The organism is Lactobacillus sp., from assembly GCF_014803895.1.
Genome location: NZ_JAAVAU010000004.1, coordinates 49,348 through 68,324, shown reverse-complemented (window position 1 = coordinate 68,324; position 18,977 = coordinate 49,348). Strand labels below are relative to the sequence as shown.

Sequence of the window (18,977 nt, the reverse complement as noted above, 5' to 3'; positions counted from 1 at the left end):
TAGCCCTCACAAGGGCTTTTTTTGTTTCCTCATGCAATTTAATCACCTCCTTCAATCGCTACTATTTCACTAATCTTGATAGATATAGGCGGCTTATTATCAAACGTGATAAATTTACCGTCATTACTATCTAGTAATTTCACCAAGCCACCTAAATCATCGTATGTAAATTTTTGATTGTTGGTAGTTTTTACAAAAATTGTTGCGCCGTTTTTCATGTAAAATTTAAGCATTGTAAATCACCATTACCGTAAATACTTTTCTATAGTTATCAGTTGTGAATTTAATATCGATAACATCCTTATCTTCAATAAATTCATTAACCTTATCTTCAATTCGCTTATCAGTAGAGCAATAGAAGAAAAACATTTTAACTTTTGTTTTTCCTAAGTTTGGTACCGTCTTCTTTTCGTAATTGAAATTCATAAAATTATCTTCTTACATCACTAAACGTCATATTCTTCTTGTCTTGCTCTGCGAATTTCTCTAAGAGGACTTGGATATTTTTGAAACTGATTCGCTTCGTCTATTCTTTTAACTTCTTCTAGAACTTTCTTTTTTTCTATTCCCATTTTCTTCAAATACCAGCAAATATCGCTTGCATTACTTAATCCTTCAGTCCAATCGTCCCAAACAATTGCAGTCACTGAAGCAGGCTTAATTCTTATATCAAAATCAATTAAATTTTTTTCAAGAATAAAATTTACTTCGTCTTCATTGTCTAAATCCATTTCCACAAAATCTGCAACAACTTTTGGAACACCACAACCTCACGCTCAATTAGTGGCAAAATATCATTGTTCTTAAGCAGTTCGTATAACCGTAATCTTCCTTTTTGAGTCCACTTAGTATTTAGAACTGCTTTTTCAGTACCGTCCTTCTTCTTAACCATTACTGTTTCTGAATGAGTCCAGCCGGTCTTTTGGTATTTTGCATATAACAGCCAAGTTTGACCTTGCTTGTAAATGACTCCCAAATCATGCAGTTTCTTATTCATTGCACGACCACTCATTCCGTAATCTTTAGCGATAATCGAAATCGTTACTAAGGATTTATCCGCTAAAACCTTGTCGTAATAAGTAGCTTTAGGAGTTAATTCATTAACTTTCTGTTCTGCAATCAATCTTCCTTCACGCTCACTCTTTAGCTGTTTTGCTTAATTAATGATTGTATCTGGATTTAGTAAAGCTTCTTCAATCTTTTCCGGTGTCATGTAAGCCCCGTGCTTTCTGATTGATGGTAGGACTTCCGATGTTACCCAACACTTGAATTTTTTGGCGTTTGGCATTTTGCTTGAAAGAATTAAGCTGTACAAGCCCGATTCATTGATGACTGTTACTTCTCTGTTTTGACCTGCGTACTTGATTTGAGTACGCAGCTTGTCTTCCTCATCAACATGATTTGAAATTGCATTTCTATAGTTCGAATAACCAAGAATTTTTGAAACATCATTTCCAATGAAATAAGGTGCTTCGTCAATTAAAACCGTTCTAACTTGATTTCCTTCGAAGTTAAATAATTGAATATTTTTCATGTTTTACTTCCTTTCTGCTAAGTCCATTAAGTACTGTGGGGTAACTCCTAAGTAGTTAGCTACAGCCTGAAGCTTATCGGCACGTGGAATAGCTTTATTCCACTTACCAATGAGTCCATTTGAAAAGTTTAGATCTTTTTCTATTTGTGAAATAGATTTTCCTTGTTTTTTAGCAATGGTTTTAATTTCAGAATAAATTGACATTTTTTCACCTGTTTCTATATCTCTGAAAATTTTCGACCCTCAAAGCTCATTTAAATTGACTAAAATTAGAAAATATTCTATTATTAGAGTATAAAAAATAAGCCTGACAAGGGTTTTGGTGTTTTCAGAAATCGATTTTTTTCTGTACCTCTCAAGTACATTTATATAGTAACACCGAAAATCTTCTAAGGCAAGTACAAATTATATAAAATTTTCGGAGGTTTTGGAAAATGGCGATTTTATACAGTCGTATCAAGGACTTAGCAAACGAGAAAAAAATTAGTTTGGCACAGCTTGAAAGAGAATTAAACTTTTCTAACGGCATCATATCCACATGGAAAAGTAGCAATCCTTCTATAGATAAGGTGGAAAAAGTAGCTAATTATTTTAATGTAAGTACTGATTACTTATTAGGTAGAGAAAAGGAGAACTCTACACCTACGACTTATGAAGATTTAGGTTTACCCTATAAAGGCATAATTTCTGATGATGTTAACGCAATGTATCGATCAATTGCAGAAACCTATGCTAAACAACACAATATACCTAAAAGAAGTAACTCAAATGAATGAAAATAATAAACAAAATTACAATGAACTAATTAAGTTTTTAATGAATTATGCGTTTGATCACGGCATAGGAGTAGAAGCAGTACGAGATGTTCCTTCAGATGCTCCATCTGCTTCATATCCTGAATACGGGTTAACTATACTTAATGCCAATTGGCTACCACGTACTGAAATTCCTTTTATGTTTGCACATGAGCTTGGTCATATGATGCTTAATCACGAGCGATTTCTATTCGATACTAGCCCTGCAAATGCATTACGCATGGAACATGATGCTAATATTTTTGCTTTACATTTACTCATTGAGTACTGCAATAAAAAAGATATTTACTTTTATAATTATTACGATTTTGCACATGTTTTTGGTATTCCTCACGATGTTTATTATTTATTTGAAGAAATAGCATAATTCACAGAAAATACTGCTTTCTTTCTTATATTATTAGTAAACTCTTAATTATAAAGAACGAATATAAAAGGAGTTTACTATGAAAAAGAAAAGCCTAATTTTTGCAGCAAGCACTTTAATCTTACTTGGTCTTGGTACTACAGCTTGTGGAAGTGAATCGAATAAAGATACAGCGAGCAGCAAAACATCCTCAAAGGTGGTTAAAAAGAAAACAACTGAATTCCATAAAATTGGCAATACTGTAAAGGTTGGTAAAGCTACCTATACGCTCACTTCAGTTAAAACCACAACTTACAGAAATGAATTTGAGGATTCTAACCCTAAATATGTAGTTGAAGTTCACTATCATGTTAAAAATAATAGTACTGATAAGGATTTAACAATTGGTACTGATTTAGACGCATATGGTCCTAACAACAGCAAACTGGAAAGCTACCCTGTGCAAAATACCACGCTCGATACTATCGCACCTGGTAAAGAAGCAGACGTAGTTACAGGGTTCGGTACCGATGAACTAGGAACTTTTGAACTTCAATTTGAACCGTTTTTATCTGTAGGTACTAAACCAGCTAAATTTAAAGTATCCGTTAAAGAATAAATTAAAAAGCCCCGCATTAATTTGCGAGGCTATTTTTGTGATAGAATGTGATGGTTTTTGTGACGGTTCTGTGGCAGTTAAGAATGCTGATACATCAAGGGTTTAGTGCTATTTTTTAGGGTGTGAAGCTTCATTTTTACATCCTTTCCCTATATTTATTTTCTTTTTATTTATATATATATTTATAAAGGGTAAAGTATCACAGAGATATAAAAAGTACTCTTGACTCTTACAGCCACATAGCTTTGTCTAGTGTCACAAATAGTGTCAAAAAGCGTCAAAAAGCATCACACAAGTGTCACGTTAATGAAAGGAGGTGATTTGGTTACTGCACTCACCCACAAATCTAACTTGTGGGCTTTTAGGAAGGTTTTGATTAGAGTGGTTAAATTCCGCACACCGCAAGTTTTTAAGCGAGAAAATGGTACTAAACGCATTTCCGTGCGTTATACTGACCCCAGTTTCTTAGGCGTAAGAAGTAAGTCCAAGAAATTGCCTAAGGACACCGCTAAGGCTCGCAATGAAATTGTGGAAGCATTGAAAGCTGAAATTTTAGCCGAAATCAAAACAGCCCCTATTAAAAAGATAACGTTTGAAAAATTAACTGAGCAATTTATTGCGTACATGAAGAAAACGCAGGTAAGAAACTCCACTTTTAAAAGTCGTTCCGCCCTTTATGGGGTTATGAACAGAACTTTTGGTAAGCAAGTTGTTAGTACGATTACTTCAGTACAGTTAAATCGGTACTTAGATGATTTACTTTATAAGAAAAACTTAGCAAATTCATCTGTTACTGGATATAGGACAGCCTTAAGTGCCCTATTTAAGTATGGTTTAAAATTTGGCTATCTAAGCGATAATCCGTTAACCAAGGTATCACTTAACTTAAAAGATGAAAAAGCCGCTAAAAGGGCTAGATTTGAGAATTACTACTTAAGTGATAATGAGCTTAAAACTGTTTTGGACATATGCCAGCTTAAACATAGACTGGATTATTATGATCTATTTTACTGGTTATACCTAACTGGCATGCGAATTGGTGAAGCCGTTTCTTTGACCCCTGAGGACATTTTTCAAGAAAATGGTATATACTATGCTAAAGTTCATGGAACGATGATAGAAACTGAAGAAAAAGGCTGGATTAAACAAGAAATTACTAAAACTATTGCCGGGATGAGAAATGTTTCCCTTCCACGTAAAGCTGTGGAAATCTATCAACGTGCTATTAGTGATGAAAATAACCCCACAGAATTTTTGTTTTATTCTCACTACAAAAAAGGTCCATTTAATCCACATAATGCTTACTACTTTTTAATAAGGATGCAAAAAAAGTTTGGTTTGCGTAAATTCGGAACACACATTTTCAGACACACCCATATTTCAAAATTAGCTGAAGAAGGTTATTCACTAAATCTAATTTCAAAAAGAGTTGGGCATTATGATTCCGAAATTACTAGAAAAATTTATTTGCATATCACTAAGAAAACTCAAAATAAATTTGATGAATCTATTCAAAATTTTGGCTAGTCTGTCTCCAAAGTGTCTCCAAATGTGAAATCTAATGAAAGATTAAAATTAAATAAATAAAAAAAGAGGCTATCTCTAATATAGAGACAACCTCATGAAAGCCTAATATTACTTATTTCTTTCCACATTCAAGCGGTTGATTTCACGTAAAACATCAACGGCCAACCACATAGACTGTAAGACGGTATACTCGTATCTACCATGCATGTTTTCTTCACCGGCAAATAAATTAGGACAAGGTAAACCCATATAAGTTAATTGTGAGCCATCAGTACCACCACGAACCGGCTCTTCATTTACAGTTAAGCCTACAGACTTATAAGCATCCCTAGCCAAGTCGACTATTTCCATATGCTTTTTAAGTTCATCCGCCATATTATAGTATTGATCCCACATTTTTAACTTAATTCGTTCAACACCAAACTTATCATTCATTTCTTTAACAATAGATTTTACAAGATTCTTTCTTGCTTCTAGTCCATCACGTTCAAAGTCACGAATAATATAATCCAGATGGGCATTATCAACAGTACCATTAAAATTCATTAAGTGGAAAAATCCATCTCTACCATCTGTTTTCTCTGGAACTTCACTTTTTGGTAACTTATTTTGAAAATCAATCCCTACTTGAATAGCATTAATCATTTGTCCTTTAGCCACTGCAGGGTGAACATTAACCCCTTGAATGTCTAAACTAAATTGTGCAGCTGAAAAAGTACCCCAATCAAGTTTACCTGGTGCTTCACCATCAACAGTATACGCAAAGTCTGCTCCAAATTCTTCTACATCAAAGTGACTTGCTCCAGTACCAATTTCTTCATCAGGAGTAAAAGCTAAACGAATTTTTCCATGCTTTTCTTCTGGATGGTTCATTAAGTATTCTGCAAAAGTTATTAATTCAGAAATACCACACTTATCATCTCCACCTAATAAAGTGTCACCAGATGCAGAAATGATAGTTTGACCTTTATAGTTTTTTAAATGTGGAAATACCTCAGGATCAAGATAAAATTCAGTATCACCTAATTGAATTTTAGACTTTCCGTCATAATTTTCAGTAATTTGAGGCTTAACATTCTCAGAATTAAAATCTGCAGTATCACAATGTGCAAGTAAGCCAAATACTGGCACATCATAATCAAGATTAGACGGAATAGTAGCAATTACACATCCACTTTTTGAATTATAGTGAACATCTTCCAAACCTAATTCCTCTAACTCCTTCATGATTACTTCTTTTTGAAACTTTTCTTCTCTCTCCGTAGAAGGAATACGAGCACTACTTTCATCAGATCTTGAATTAACCTTTACGTACTTTAAAAAACGAGGTAAAAGTGTTGGATATTCAGTCATTATTTTCTCCTTTAATTAAAATAAATCTTGAAATGGATTAGTTGATACTTCAGAAATTTCTACCGGAATATTCCAATTATTTTCTTTACTCCACTTCTTTAATCTATCAGCTACCTTATACTTAAATAACTTTTCTGTATAATGTCCTGGATCAACCACAGTTAACCCAGAGGAAACTATATCATGTCCTACATGATAGTATACATCACCGGTAATAAACGCATCGAGCTTATCAGTAAGTGCGTGACGCCAAAATTTACCACCATCTCCACAAATGAAACCTACTGTCGCGATTTCCTTATCATTGCTTGCAGTGATTAAACGTGCCATCTTAATCTTCATCTTATCTTTAACATAATAAGCAAAATCATATGCGCTCATTGGCTTAGGTAACCGACCCTTGCGACCAATAGCAATTCCATCTTCATCTAATGCAAAAGGCCTAATATCTTGGAGACCCAATTCTTCTGCTTCCCAATCAGATGAACCATCTTGGGCTTTATCTGAATTAGTATGGATAGAATATACCGTAATTCCATTTTTGATAATATTAGCGTACATTGCATTTTGTGGATCAGAAAAATCTAAGTTCTTAGCTGGACGAAACATAACCGGATGATGACTAACAATAAAGTCGACGCTCTTTTCTACTGCTTCTTCTACCACTTCAGGACGAACATCCAAAGTAGTCATCACTCTAGTAGTTTCTTGGTCAAGTGACCCAATCTGTATTCCTACAGGATCTCCCTTACTAGCAATTTCTTCTGGAAAATCTTGATTTAAACGTTCAACTATTTCTCTAACTTGTGTCATTTATGCAAGCACCTCCTTAATCATTTCAATTAAGTTTTCTGTTTGTTTAATTTTGCTAATATCCTTATTCTTAGCCCTATTTAAATTATCGATCAAGTTTGTTTGATATGATAATTGATTATGCCATTTTTTACAGAAAACTCTTGATTTTTCTTGCAATAAGAGAGGTCCAAAATTGATTTCTTTCAAAGTTAGTTTATATTTTTTATTGCCATGAGTTGCCTTAATCAATTCATATATATGACCAGCAACTTCAATAATTTTTTCTTGAACTATTTGATAATTATTCTCTTCAAGCCATTTTCTTACATTAGGTTCACCAATATTAGGTTCTAAAATCAAAGTAGGATATAAATTTCCCCTTTGTTTAGCTTCTTGCAAAAGATCCACCATTAATTTACCGCCCATTCCAGCAATAACTACAGTATCAATTTTGTCTTCTGTTTTTATTGTTACTAAACCAGAGCCTAATCTAGCAGAAATTTTATCTTGTAAGCCCGCTTGCTCAATATCTTTTTTAGCATTTTGAAGTGGACCTTTAGCCACATCACTTGCAATTGCGAAATTAATCTTTCCCGTATTCACTAATTCAATTGGCAAGTAAGCATGGTCAGTTCCAATATCTGCAACTCGTGCATCTTTATCAACCATTAATGCTAATTGAGTTAATCTTTCTTCCAAAATAATCACTCCTTATAAAAATTTTAGCATAATAAAAACGAGTTCTCTCTGCTTTTACAAAAAGAACTCGTTTAAATTTACAACTAATCTAAAAAGTCTTTCAATTGGTTAGAACGACTAGGATGACGAAGTTTACGTAAAGCTTTAGCTTCAATCTGTCTAATACGTTCACGAGTAACACCAAATACACGACCAACTTCTTCAAGAGTACGAGTACGACCGTCATCTAGACCAAATCTTAAACGTAACACATTTTCTTCACGGTCAGTCAAAGTATCTAGTACTTCTTCCAATTGCTCTTTTAGCAACTCATAAGATGCATGTTGTTCTGGACTAGTTGCATCTTTATCTTCAATAAAGTCACCTAAGTGTGAATCATCTTCTTCACCAATAGGAGTTTCCATTGAGACAGGTTCCTGAGCAATCTTTAAGATTTCACGAACCTTATCAGTTGGCATATCCATTTCAGCACCGATTTCTTCTGGAGTTGGTTCACGACCTAAGTCTTGAAGTAATTGACGTTGAATTCTAATCAACTTATTGATAGTTTCAACCATGTGAACAGGAATTCTGATAGTTCTAGCTTGGTCAGCAATAGCACGAGTAATCGCCTGTCTAATCCACCAAGTAGCATAAGTTGAAAATTTAAAACCTAAGCGATAATCAAATTTATCTACAGCTTTCATCAACCCCATGTTACCTTCTTGAATTAAATCAAGGAAGGACATTCCACGTCCTACATATCTCTTAGCAATAGAAACAACCAAACGTAAGTTAGCTTCAGCCAATTCTTGTTTAGCTTCCTCATCGCCTGCTTCGATTCTCTTAGCTAAGGCAATTTCTTCATCAGCACTTAATAAAGAAACTCGTCCAATTTCCTTTAAATACATACGTACGGGATCATTCATACGAACACTTGAAGGGGCAGACATATCCTTTAATTCAGCCTTTTCAACGTCTTTTTGTTTCTTTAAGGCTAATTTAGAAGGCTCACCTTTTTCATCAACGATAGAAATACCGTTATCTTCAAATTCCTGAACAAGTTGGTCAACTGCTTTACCTTCTAAATGGTAAGGCGTAATTAAACGCGCAGTAAATTCTGTATCAGTAATCTGTTTATCTTTTTTTACTTCCTTAACAATTTGCTTGACCACTTTATCAAGCGTTAAGGTAGCTCCTTTTTGGGAAGCTGTAACTTGATCTGTGGTTTCGGTAGTCTTTTTTTCTGCCATACAAAAAGCCTCCTCTAATTAACTTGCCTTTTTAGTGTAATTAATTCTGTTGTCAACTTCAAGACAGTTGCATTATCCCTCTTAATCTGTGCATCTTTGATTTCAGATTGTAAATATTCCAACCGTTGGCGAATTTTTTTACGCTTTAAAGCTTCCAATTGGTCATCTACTTCTTTTTTATCATAATTAGGTGGCATATCCGCCATTTCTACACTTGCAATTATACCTTGAAGATTATCAGGAACAAAATCTGCAAATCCTGTAATATCTGCACTGTTATAGTCCTGTTCATATTTTAGCCATAGTTCAGCTAATTCAGCATAACGCTCATCAGGGAAAAGAAAATTTTTATGTAAAAGATATTCACGTGTTTCTTTACTATGAAGAAAAAGATAGAACAAGCGAATAATAGTTGGATCTTCATTTTTGCTATTGGGTGTTACTTCAACTGCTGATGCTTCGGCCTCAGGGGGCATTACCAGAATTGGTTGCTGTGAAGCACCTTTATGTTTTTGAACTTGTCTAAGTCTTCTTTGCTCTCTTAAGAGACTAACTTTAAGAGATTCTCTTGTTGTACCAGTCTGTTTCGCTAGCTTTTCAATGTATAAATCACTTGCAACAGGATCATTTGTTTCCGCTATCAACTTCACTCCAGCGCTGATATAGGCTAATTTTTCGCGATCATTTTGCAAATTATACTTAGAAGCTAATCGTTGTAGCAAAAAATCAAGTGGAGCAAGAGAACCCGCAATTTCTCCTTGATAGCGTTCTACACCATATTTTTTAATATACTCATCTGGATCAAGGTTATCTGGTAAAACCACTATTCCCAAGTTAAACCCTGGAATTTTATCAAATAACCTAGTAGCACGTTCAGCTGCATGTATTCCTGGATTATCTCCATCATAATTGATAATGATATTAGGAATTATTCTTCTAAGCATGTAAATTTGTTCTTCAGTAAGACTCGTTCCCATTGAAGCAACACCAGACTTGACTCCAGCCCTATAGGCAGCAATCACATCCATATATCCTTCATAGAGAATTAATCTATTTTCCGAACGAGCAGCCTTTTTTGCTTCCGCAAAATGAAAAAGTAACTTAGATTTATTAAAAATCTTAGTTTCAGGACTGTTCATATACTTAGCAATTTCGGGGTCATCTGAAATGCGTCTCCCGGAAAAGCCAACAGTATGTCCCGATTCATCATCTAAAGGAAACATTAATCGATCTCTAAAACGATCAAACAATTTACCTTGCTGTGATTCAACAAAAAGACCGCTTTCTCTTAAAAGCTTTTCATCATAACCTTGCTGACGTAAATAAGTCAACAAAATATTTTCATTATCTGGAGCATATCCTACATTAAAGTGCTGCAGCAAGTCATTATCCAATTGCCTTTTATCAGCATATTCACGCGCCCTTTGTCCTATTTTCGTATTCATTAGAATATGATGATAGAACTCCGTAGCATCTTTATAAATTTGTTTTAAAGGACTGAACTTAGTCTCACCAAAACCTATGCCTGCGGGCATAGAAATATTAGCAAGTTGAGCTACGGCTTTTACACTTTCAGGGAAATTCAAGTTCTCTTTGTACATCATAAACTTGAAGACATTTCCACCTTTACCACAACCAAAACACTTAAAGAATTGTTTTCCTTCACTTACAGTAAACGATGGTGTTTTTTCTTGGTGAAATGGACATAGTCCAATATAGTCTTTTCCCTTTTTTTCTAGCGAAACATATTGACTAACAACGTCAACAATATTGACAGAATTTCGTACTTCATTAATAAAATTTTCCGGAATACGTCCTGCCATTAAATCGCCCTTTTTCTATTACTTAATAACTAACTTACTTAAATCACCCATACGAGTTGCTAATTGATTAATTTGAGCAAGCTGAGCTAAACGATTGTTCTTAACGTCTTCATCTTTATCCATGATCATATTATTTTCAAAGTAATTATCAATTACTGGTTGTAAATCAACAAATGTCTTGTATAAATCAGCAATTGTTAATTCTTCTTGCTCTTGCAATTGTTTTACAGCTGCATAAAGTTCCTTTTCACTAACTGAATCAAGAATACTTTCAGTTACTTCAGGGACTTTCTCAAACTTAGCCTTCTTCAAAATATTAGCAATACGCGTTAAACTTTCAACAACTGATTTAAACTCACTATCATCATGATGAGCTTGCAAAGTCTTAGCAGCTGCCAAGACTTCAATTGGATCTTGTTGACTTGAACCAAGAACACCATCAATAACGTCATACTTGTAGTCATTAACTTGAAGATATTGCTTAATACGGTCACGGATAAAGTCAGAAATTTGATTTTCTGCTTCTGTATCCTTAGGAAGTTTAGCGGGAGTTTTACCAGAAAGTAATTCAATCAATTGTGGCAAAGCATCCTTGATAGATAGTGACCATCCTTCATTTAAAAGAATTCGTACAATACCGTAAGCATTTCTTCTCAAAGCATATGGGTCATTTGAAGAAGTAGGACTCATACCTGCACCAAAGAATGAAATAATAGTATCCAATTTATCAGCAATTGATAAAAGAGAACCTACTTGAGTTTGTGGTAATTCACCTTCAGCACTTACCGGCATATAACTTTCTTTAATAGCGGTAGCTACATCTTTATTTTCGCCAGCTAAACGAGCATAATGGGTACCCATGACTCCTTGAAGTTCAGCAAATTCACCTACCATTGAAGTTACTAAATCAAATTTATAGATATCAGCAGCACGATTAAAGTCTCTCATTATTTCATCTGAAAGATTGAATTGCTTACCTAAATAAGTACCAATTTCTTTAACGCGTGCCATATGTTCAGAAACTGAACCAATCTTATCATGGAATGATACATTTTGAAGTTTATCAACAAAATGTGATAATGGGTACTTCTTATCTTCATCATAGAAGAATTGAGCATCATCCAAACGGGCCACTAACACTTTTTCGTTACCAGAAATAACATTATCAAGGTATTCGCTATTACCGTTTCTTACAGAAATAAAGTGGTTAATTAACTTACCATTTTCATCATAAACTTCAAAGTATCTTTGGTTATCTTTCATTGAAGTAATTAAAACTTCATCTGGAATATTAAGATACTTTTCATCAAAGCTACCGGCAAAAACAGTAGGATATTCAACTAAGTTAGTAACTTCTTCAAGCAATCCCTTGTCAATCTTAACTTTCCAGTTATTTTGTGCAACTAACTCTTCAATTTGATTTCTAATTATATCTTTACGTTCTGCCGCATTAGCAATAACATATTGGCTCTTTAAAGCTTCTTCATAATCATCAGCATTAGCCAAGACTACACTATCACCTAAGAAACGATGACCTTGAGTTTTACGACCAGCAATTACATCTAGAATTTTAACTGGTACAACTTCACTATCCAATAATGAAACCATCCAATGGATAGGACGAACAAATTCAAAATCATAACTGCCCCAACGCATCTTAGTTGGAAAAGTCATTGCTTTAATAATATCACTCATACCCATTAAAATATCAGAAGCTTTTTTACCTTCTTTTTGGACATGAACATAAGCATATTCTGTTCCCTTTAAATCTTCAAAATAGATGTCGTCTACAGTCATGCCTTGACCACGAGCAAATCCCTGAGCAGCTTTAGTCCAATTACCATCTGCATCTTGGGCAATCTTTTTAGCTGGACCCTTTTTTACTTCATCGATATCATCTTGCTTTTCTGCCAAATCTTCAACCAAGATAGTTAAGCGACGTGGTGTAGAAAAAGTTTTTATATTTTTAAATGAAAGTCCGTTTTCTTTTAAAAATTTTCTAGTTCTGTCAGCTAATTGTCTTACACTTTTAGAAACAACATGAGCTGGCATTTCCTCTGTACCGATTTCAAATAAGTAATCTTTAGTCATTTTCTTGGCCTGCTTTCTGTTTTTCTTCTTGATGCTTCAATAATGGGAATCCACGTTTTTCACGTTCCTCAACAAATCCTTGAGCAGCAAGATGTGCTAAGTTTCTAATTCTTGAAAGATATCCCGCACGTTCAGTAACTGAAACTGCACCACGAGCATCAAGCAAGTTGAAAGTATGACTACATTTCAAAATATAATCATAAGCCGGGTGAATCAAGTTCTTACTCAATAAATCTTTAGCAGTAGCTTCATAAATATCGAAGAATTTAAGTAATTCTTCTTGGTTACTTTCTTCAAAAGCGTATTTAGAGTGTTCATATTCGGGTTGTTGGAAAATATCACGATATAGTACACCATCGCCCCATTCAAGATCAAATACAGAGTTAACATCTTGAATGTAAGAAGCAAGTCTTTCAACCCCATAAGTAATTTCACTCATAGTTGGCTTAACATCAAGCTCACCTACTACTTGGAAATAAGTAAATTGAGAAACTTCCATTCCATCAAGCCATACTTCCCAACCAACACCAGCACAACCCATTGAAGGGTTAGCCCAGTTGTCTTCCACAAAACGAATATCGTGTTCTAAAGGTTCAATACCTAAAACACGCAAACTATCTAAATAGTATTGTTGAATATCTTCAGGAGCAGGTTTAATAACTACCTGAAATTGGTGGTGTTGATACAAACGATTAGGATTATCACCATATCTACCATCTGCGGGTCTTCTGGAAGGTTCAACATAACATGCAGCCCATGGTTCAGGACCAACCGCACGTAAAAATGTATACGGACTCATAGTTCCGGCACCCTTTTGTTCATCATATGAAGGCATAATCATACAACCTTTAGAGGCCCAGAACTGTTCTAATTTGAAAATCATATTCTGAATATTCAGCTTTTCTGACATATTTTTCTCTCCTCACACCATAGGCCATAAAAAAAGCCTATGCAAAAATTGCATAGGGACGATTTATTCGCGGTTCCACCCTAATTCAGGAAGTATCCTCCCTGCTCTTAATTAGCATTGACTAAAAGGTGCCTTTTCCTAGATGTGCTTACACCATACCACATTCGCTGAACTAGTACTTTTCTAATCCTTTATACTTGTCAAAATATAAGAATATTCTATCATCTTTTATTAAAAAAAACTAGTTACATGTTCTTAAAATAGTCCTAATTCATCCAAAAACTTTTTAGTTTTCAAATTTAATTCTAAATAATTAGCATAAATTTTATCAATTGCTGTTTTTGAATTCTTTTTTAACTGCGGACTAATATTAATTCCTGAAATTTTAGTAATATCCACTAACATTAAAGTTCTTAATAAGCGAACAGTTTTAGGTTGTAAATACATCCGAGTGATATTACTTTCAAAGTGATCACTGCAAATAATACCGCCTAATTCAATTGAATAATCAAATATACCTTTTTCCTTACCACAAATTACACATTTTTTCATTTGTGGCTCTACACCAAATGCTTTTAACATCTTTAATTGAACTAACTGAGTAATAATTTCTGCGTCTACTCCTTGATTTATTTTCTTCAAGGCAAAGGTAATCAAAGAATAATATTCCCCAATTGGCTGATATTCTATAAATGCGTGATCAATCAAATCAAGAAGATAACTAGCATGGGCATTTTTCACTAAGTCTAAATATATATCTTCAAACTGTTTTACTTGCTTAAAAGTTCTCAAAGTACTAATTCCCTTAAAACTAGTATTAATTGTGTAATTCCCATACGAAAAATTTAAAGTTGCCGCTCCTAATTTAGACTTAGGTTTCAAAGCTCCCTTAATATCCAAAGTAATAATTCCATAATCACGCGTAAGAATTTTAACTAAAGTATCAGCTTCTTTATAATTTTTTCTTTTAAAAATTATGCCGTCAGTTTCAATTAATTGACGTGACATTAACGTAATTCCTTAGAATTATATCCAATTCTTTGTAAGAAAATTGGATCTGAACGCCAATTTTTTTGTACTTTTACCCATAATCGAAGATTTACTTTTTCTCCTAAAAGGTTTTCAATTTCTTGACGAGCAGCAATACCTATTTGCTTAAGCATTTTACCACCCTTACCAATGATTATTCCCTTTTGTCCATCTCGTTCTACATAAATGGTAGCTTCAATTTGAAGCTTACCCCCTTCATGATCTTTCATACGATCAACTACAACTGCAGTAGCATGAGGTACTTCTTCATGAGTTAAACGTAATACTTGTTCACGGATTAATTCTGCAACAATAAAATATTCTGGACGATCAGTAACTTGATCAGCGTCATAAAATTGTGGTCCTTCTGGAAGATATTTGGAAATAGTCTTTATCAATTCAGGGACATTATTACCTTGACTTGCAGAAATAGGCACAATATCAGCAAAGTTACCTAGATCTTTGTATGAATCAATAATAGGTAATAATTTATCTGGATGAACTTTATCTATTTTATTAATAACCAAAATAATTGGTTTTGTAACCTTTTTTAAAAGTTCCGCAATATATTGATCACCTTTACCAGCTGGCTCTGGCTCAACCATAAATAAGACTGCATCAACTTCATCTAAAGTTGAGTAGCTGGACTTATCCATAAAATCATCAAGCTTATTTTTAGGCTTATGGATACCTGGTGTATCAATAAATACAATTTGTTCATTATCATCAGTGTAAATACCAGAAATCTTGTTTCTAGTAGTTTGAGGTTGAGGTGACATTATTGCTACTTTTTGACCAACTAAATAATTCAATAAAGTAGATTTACCAACATTTGGACGACCAATTAAAGCTACAAAACCTGATTTAAAATTCTTTTTTTCTTCCATTATAAATTCCTTCTTACGCTATAAAATGCTGCATCCCTACGATAAAGACACATTATTAAGATCTTAGTGGATTTGCTTACCATGAGTTTGCTGATTTGGATGAAGTGGCAACCCGTATTCGAGTAGAACTCGTCCTTGAATAGCAAACATTTCTTCTGCCTCAGCATCTTCAATATGATCATACCCATTTAAATGTAAATACCCATGTACTAGAGTATAGCCAAATTCACGATCAAATCCCGTTTCATAATCAATACTTTGTCGTTTTACTACATCGATACAGATAAATAGATCACCAATATCTTCAATAAACTCAGGATCATCAGCAGCAAATTGAGCCATAAGATCACTTTCTTCACCATCTTCGATTGCAAAAGAAATCACATCAGTTGGTCGATCTTTACCACGATATTTTTTATTGATTTCATGAATCCTTTCACTAGAAACAAAGTTAATACTTACTTCTTGAGGATTATCTTTATTGATAGCTTTTTTAGCAGATAAAAGTAAATTAGTAATCCATGGAATCCAAGAACGAGTATCGTCTTTTAAAAAGTCTATTTCATCATTAAAAGAAATATCTAAATTATTCACTAATTTTCCTCTTCATCATACGCTTTAACAATTTTTGCAACAACAGGGTGTCTGACAACATCATTGAAAGTAAAATCAATAAATTTCACTTGTTCAATATTTTTTAAAATATGCTTAGCTTGAAGCAACCCACTCTTAGCTTTTCCTGGTAAATCAATTTGACTCTGATCACCATTGACTACCATTTTAGAGTTAAAACCTAAACGCGTTAAAAACATCTTCATTTGAGCCTGCGTTGTATTTTGCGCCTCATCCAAAATAACAAAAGCATCATCTAAAGTACGACCACGCATGTAAGCTAAAGGTGCTACTTCAATCAAACCACGATCCATTAAACGATTAGTGGTTTCTACACCTAAAATCGCAAATAGTGAGTCATAAATTGGACGTAAATATGGATCTACCTTTTCTTTTAAATCACCGGGTAAAAAGCCTAGTGATTCACCAGCTTCTACGGCTGGTCGAGTTAAGATAATCCTAGAAACTTCTCCCTTTTTAAAAGCAGAAATTGCCATAACAACTGCCAAAAAAGTCTTTCCTGTACCAGCTGGGCCCATGCCAAATACTACATCGTACTTCTTAATAGCTTCAACATAGCGCTTTTGTCCCATATTTTTAACTCTTACTGGGCGACCCTTAGCATCTTTAATTAAAACCTTATTATATAATTCACCAAAGAATTCTAAGGTACCTTTATCTGCCATTTTGACAGCACTCACTACATCTGTAGCTGTAATAGTAACACCTTTAGTAACCACCTTATCTAACGCGGTCAATACGTGCATTACCTTTTTTACTAAAACTTCAGGACCCTTAACTTCAATTTCACTACCAGTATCGGTAGTAATAACATCATATGATTCTTCAATTAACTTTAAATTTGAATCATTAATTCCCACTAAGTTAACAATATTATCAGGTTGTGTCGGTGTAAATGTTCCGGTTAACAAAGATTGTTCCACTAATTAGCCTCCCTGTATTTTTTAGTTAAGCTTTTTACCCACAATATTAGAAGCTTCCTTACCGTCAGCTTTTCCTTTAATTTTTGGTATCAAAGCTTGCATTACTTTACCAAAATCTTTCTTAGAAGTTGCACCTGTTTCTTGAATAGTTTTATCTACAGTTGCTTCTAATTCTTCTAAAGACATTTGCTTTGGCATATACTTTTCAAGAATTTTCATTTCATTTTTAGTTTGATTAATTAAGTCCTCACGTTTTGCTTTAGTGAACTCTTCCAAAGATTCCTTACGTTGCTTCATAGCAGTGGAGAGCACATCTAATTCATCTTTATCGGTAAGATCACGATTCACCTTAATCTTGTAATTCATCAAAGCAGCTTTAATCGAACGAATTGTTGTCAAAGCTTCCTTATCGTGTTCCTTCATAGCAGTTTTCATATCTTGCATTAATGTATCATTTAATGACATTAGTTTAAAATCCTTTCTTTTTTATTTACTCTTTACCCCTCTATTGTAAACTTTTTGTAGAAAAAAAGCTCTGATAGAAACGAATCTAACAGAGCTTTTTTCTTATTAATAATGTCTACGCTTACGAGCTGCTTCAGACTTTAACTTTCTGCGAACACTTGGTTTCTCGTAGAATTCACGTTTGCGGTATTCTTGCAAGGTACCACTTCTAGAAACGGAACGTTTGAAACGACGAAGAGCATCATCAATAGACTCGTTTTCGTGAACGATTGTCTTAGCCATGTGTGATCCCTCCTTCCATTTCTTGACACATATGTGTCACAACAATATATCTAAATTATAGCTAACCAACAAAAATCGGTCAATAGTTTAATGCTTTTATTGTAAAAAAAGTTTATAAAAATGATAAAATTTAATAGTAATGAGGTGATTTTATGAACGAAAACACAAAAAAACAAGAAACTGTAAATTTAATTATCATTTCTGATTCTGTCGGTGATACTGCATTTAATATGGTACAAGCTGGAGCAGTTCAATATCCAGATGTGAACTTTATTTATCGACGTTATCCATTTATTACTAATAAAGAAAAACTTGAAAAAGTATTTTCTGAAATAGAAAAAATGGAAAATGTAATGATTGCTTTTACTTTAGTTCAAGAAGAAGAACAATTAGCAATTATCAAGTTTGCTCGCGAACACAATATGAAATACGTTGATTTACTTTCTGGCGTAATTGAAAATATCCACACCCTGACCAAGATTGATCCTAACCATAATATTGGTGCTGTTCACGAAATGGGAAAAAATTACTTTGATAGAATTTCTGCGATGGAATTTGCCGTTATGTATGATGACGGTAAAGATCCTAAAGGTTTCCTTGAAGCTGACGTAGTTTTATTAGGAGTTTCTAGAACTTCTAAAACCCCACTTTCCTTATTTTTAGCCAATAAAAATTTAAAAGTTGCAAACCTACCATTAGTTCCACAGACTCATATTCCAAAAGAAATTTATGAAGTGGATCCCAAAAAAATTATTGGTTTGACTAATGATCCGTCTGTTTTAAATGAAATTAGACGTCAAAGAATGATTTCCTATGGTTTAGACCCAGATACAACATATTCTAATATGGATTCAATTAATAAAGAATTAGCATCCGCTCAAGCTCTTTACGATAAGCTAGGTTGCTATGTGATAAATGTAGCTCATCGTTCAATTGAAGAAACTGCAGCTCTTATTCTTGAACATTTAGGGATTGATGACTATGCAAAATAGTTATTTCTAACAAAAAAGCTGG

Annotated in this window: 22 protein-coding genes and 1 pseudogene; 5 read left to right on the top strand and 18 right to left on the bottom strand. The window is 33.8% G+C overall.

Features of this window, described 5'->3' with window-relative positions; all coding sequences use genetic code 11:
- Positions 1-38 precede the first annotated feature (38 nt).
- The 5 genes and pseudogenes from HDR40_RS01910 to HDR40_RS01890 all read right to left on the bottom strand — a co-directional run bounded on the left by HDR40_RS01910 (position 39) and on the right by HDR40_RS01890 (position 1,738).
- Positions 39-233, bottom strand: coding sequence for a hypothetical protein (locus HDR40_RS01910; RefSeq protein WP_290625979.1), 195 nt, complete (start codon positions 231-233; stop codon positions 39-41).
- Positions 226-426 (bottom strand): hypothetical protein, encoded by a 201-nt coding sequence (locus HDR40_RS01905; RefSeq protein ID WP_290625977.1) that lies wholly within the window; start codon positions 424-426, stop codon positions 226-228. Before HDR40_RS01905 ends, HDR40_RS01910 begins: the two co-directional genes overlap by 8 nt.
- A gap of 20 nt (positions 427-446) precedes the next feature.
- A complete protein-coding gene (locus HDR40_RS01900; RefSeq protein WP_290625975.1) occupies positions 447-731 on the bottom strand; it encodes a hypothetical protein in 285 nt (94 codons plus the stop codon).
- Positions 722-1,534: pseudogene (locus HDR40_RS01895) on the bottom strand (phage antirepressor). The gene HDR40_RS01900 and the pseudogene HDR40_RS01895 overlap by 10 nt, the downstream one beginning before the upstream one ends.
- Positions 1,535-1,537: 3 nt before the next feature.
- Positions 1,538-1,738 carry a helix-turn-helix domain-containing protein gene (locus HDR40_RS01890; protein ID WP_290625973.1) on the bottom strand — a complete coding sequence of 67 codons (201 nt, stop codon included), beginning with the start codon at positions 1,736-1,738 and terminating at the stop codon, positions 1,538-1,540.
- Between the two features lie 230 nt (positions 1,739-1,968).
- Here HDR40_RS01890 and HDR40_RS01885 point away from each other — a divergent pair, with 230 nt between their 5' ends.
- From HDR40_RS01885 to HDR40_RS01870, 4 genes are all read left to right on the top strand, one after another.
- Complete coding sequence (locus tag HDR40_RS01885) at positions 1,969-2,310, top strand: helix-turn-helix transcriptional regulator (RefSeq protein WP_290625971.1); 342 nt, start codon at positions 1,969-1,971, stop codon at positions 2,308-2,310.
- On the top strand, positions 2,264-2,716 hold the full coding sequence (locus HDR40_RS01880) for an ImmA/IrrE family metallo-endopeptidase (protein WP_290625969.1): 453 nt from the start codon (positions 2,264-2,266) through the stop codon (positions 2,714-2,716). Before HDR40_RS01885 ends, HDR40_RS01880 begins: the two co-directional genes overlap by 47 nt.
- 79 nt (positions 2,717-2,795) lie before the next feature.
- The gene (locus HDR40_RS01875) at positions 2,796-3,314 is read left to right on the top strand and encodes a DUF4352 domain-containing protein (RefSeq protein WP_290625967.1); all 519 of its coding nucleotides are present in this window, start codon (positions 2,796-2,798) and stop codon (positions 3,312-3,314) included.
- Positions 3,315-3,695: 381 nt separating this feature from the next.
- A complete protein-coding gene (locus HDR40_RS01870; protein WP_290625965.1) occupies positions 3,696-4,841 on the top strand; it encodes a site-specific integrase in 1,146 nt (381 codons plus the stop codon).
- 108 nt (positions 4,842-4,949) lie between these two features.
- Here the strand turns inward: HDR40_RS01870 and pepT are convergent, their stop codons facing one another.
- From pepT to rpsU, 13 genes are all read right to left on the bottom strand, one after another.
- Positions 4,950-6,194 carry a peptidase T gene (gene pepT / locus HDR40_RS01865; protein WP_290625963.1) on the bottom strand — a complete coding sequence of 415 codons (1,245 nt, stop codon included), beginning with the start codon at positions 6,192-6,194 and terminating at the stop codon, positions 4,950-4,952.
- Between the two features lie 15 nt (positions 6,195-6,209).
- Positions 6,210-7,007, bottom strand: a complete 798-nt coding sequence (locus HDR40_RS01860) for a Nif3-like dinuclear metal center hexameric protein (protein WP_290625961.1) — start codon at positions 7,005-7,007, stop codon at positions 6,210-6,212.
- A complete protein-coding gene (locus HDR40_RS01855; protein ID WP_290625959.1) occupies positions 7,008-7,688 on the bottom strand; it encodes a class I SAM-dependent methyltransferase in 681 nt (226 codons plus the stop codon).
- An 83-nt stretch (positions 7,689-7,771) separates the two neighbouring features.
- Positions 7,772-8,920, bottom strand: a complete 1,149-nt coding sequence (rpoD, locus tag HDR40_RS01850; RefSeq protein ID WP_290625957.1) for an RNA polymerase sigma factor RpoD — start codon at positions 8,918-8,920, stop codon at positions 7,772-7,774.
- 14 nt (positions 8,921-8,934) lie between these two features.
- Complete coding sequence (dnaG, locus tag HDR40_RS01845) at positions 8,935-10,743, bottom strand: DNA primase (RefSeq protein WP_290625955.1); 1,809 nt, start codon at positions 10,741-10,743, stop codon at positions 8,935-8,937.
- 18 nt (positions 10,744-10,761) lie between these two features.
- Positions 10,762-12,834, bottom strand: a complete 2,073-nt coding sequence (glyS, locus tag HDR40_RS01840; protein WP_290625953.1) for a glycine--tRNA ligase subunit beta — start codon at positions 12,832-12,834, stop codon at positions 10,762-10,764.
- On the bottom strand, positions 12,827-13,744 hold the full coding sequence (glyQ, locus tag HDR40_RS01835) for a glycine--tRNA ligase subunit alpha (RefSeq protein WP_290625950.1): 918 nt from the start codon (positions 13,742-13,744) through the stop codon (positions 12,827-12,829). The genes glyS and glyQ overlap by 8 nt, the downstream gene beginning before the upstream one ends.
- Positions 13,745-13,999: 255 nt before the next feature.
- A complete protein-coding gene (recO, locus tag HDR40_RS01830; RefSeq protein WP_290625948.1) occupies positions 14,000-14,752 on the bottom strand; it encodes a DNA repair protein RecO in 753 nt (250 codons plus the stop codon).
- Positions 14,752-15,660: a GTPase Era gene (era, locus tag HDR40_RS01825; protein ID WP_290625946.1), complete on the bottom strand. Its 909-nt coding sequence runs from the start codon at positions 15,658-15,660 to the stop codon at positions 14,752-14,754. Before era ends, recO begins: the two co-directional genes overlap by 1 nt.
- Positions 15,661-15,723: 63 nt before the next feature.
- Positions 15,724-16,254 (bottom strand): rRNA maturation RNase YbeY, encoded by a 531-nt coding sequence (gene ybeY, locus HDR40_RS01820; RefSeq protein WP_290625944.1) that lies wholly within the window; start codon positions 16,252-16,254, stop codon positions 15,724-15,726.
- Entirely contained in the window at positions 16,254-17,204 is a 951-nt protein-coding gene (locus HDR40_RS01815) for a PhoH family protein (protein WP_290626081.1), read from the bottom strand. Before HDR40_RS01815 ends, ybeY begins: the two co-directional genes overlap by 1 nt.
- Positions 17,205-17,237: 33 nt before the next feature.
- The gene (locus HDR40_RS01810; protein WP_290625942.1) at positions 17,238-17,681 is read right to left on the bottom strand and encodes a GatB/YqeY domain-containing protein; all 444 of its coding nucleotides are present in this window, start codon (positions 17,679-17,681) and stop codon (positions 17,238-17,240) included.
- A gap of 105 nt (positions 17,682-17,786) precedes the next feature.
- Positions 17,787-17,963: a 30S ribosomal protein S21 gene (gene rpsU, locus HDR40_RS01805; protein WP_002880182.1), complete on the bottom strand. Its 177-nt coding sequence runs from the start codon at positions 17,961-17,963 to the stop codon at positions 17,787-17,789.
- 152 nt (positions 17,964-18,115) lie between these two features.
- Here rpsU and HDR40_RS01800 point away from each other — a divergent pair, with 152 nt between their 5' ends.
- A complete protein-coding gene (locus HDR40_RS01800) occupies positions 18,116-18,955 on the top strand; it encodes a pyruvate, water dikinase regulatory protein (protein ID WP_290625708.1) in 840 nt (279 codons plus the stop codon).
- Positions 18,956-18,977: the final 22 nt, after the last annotated feature.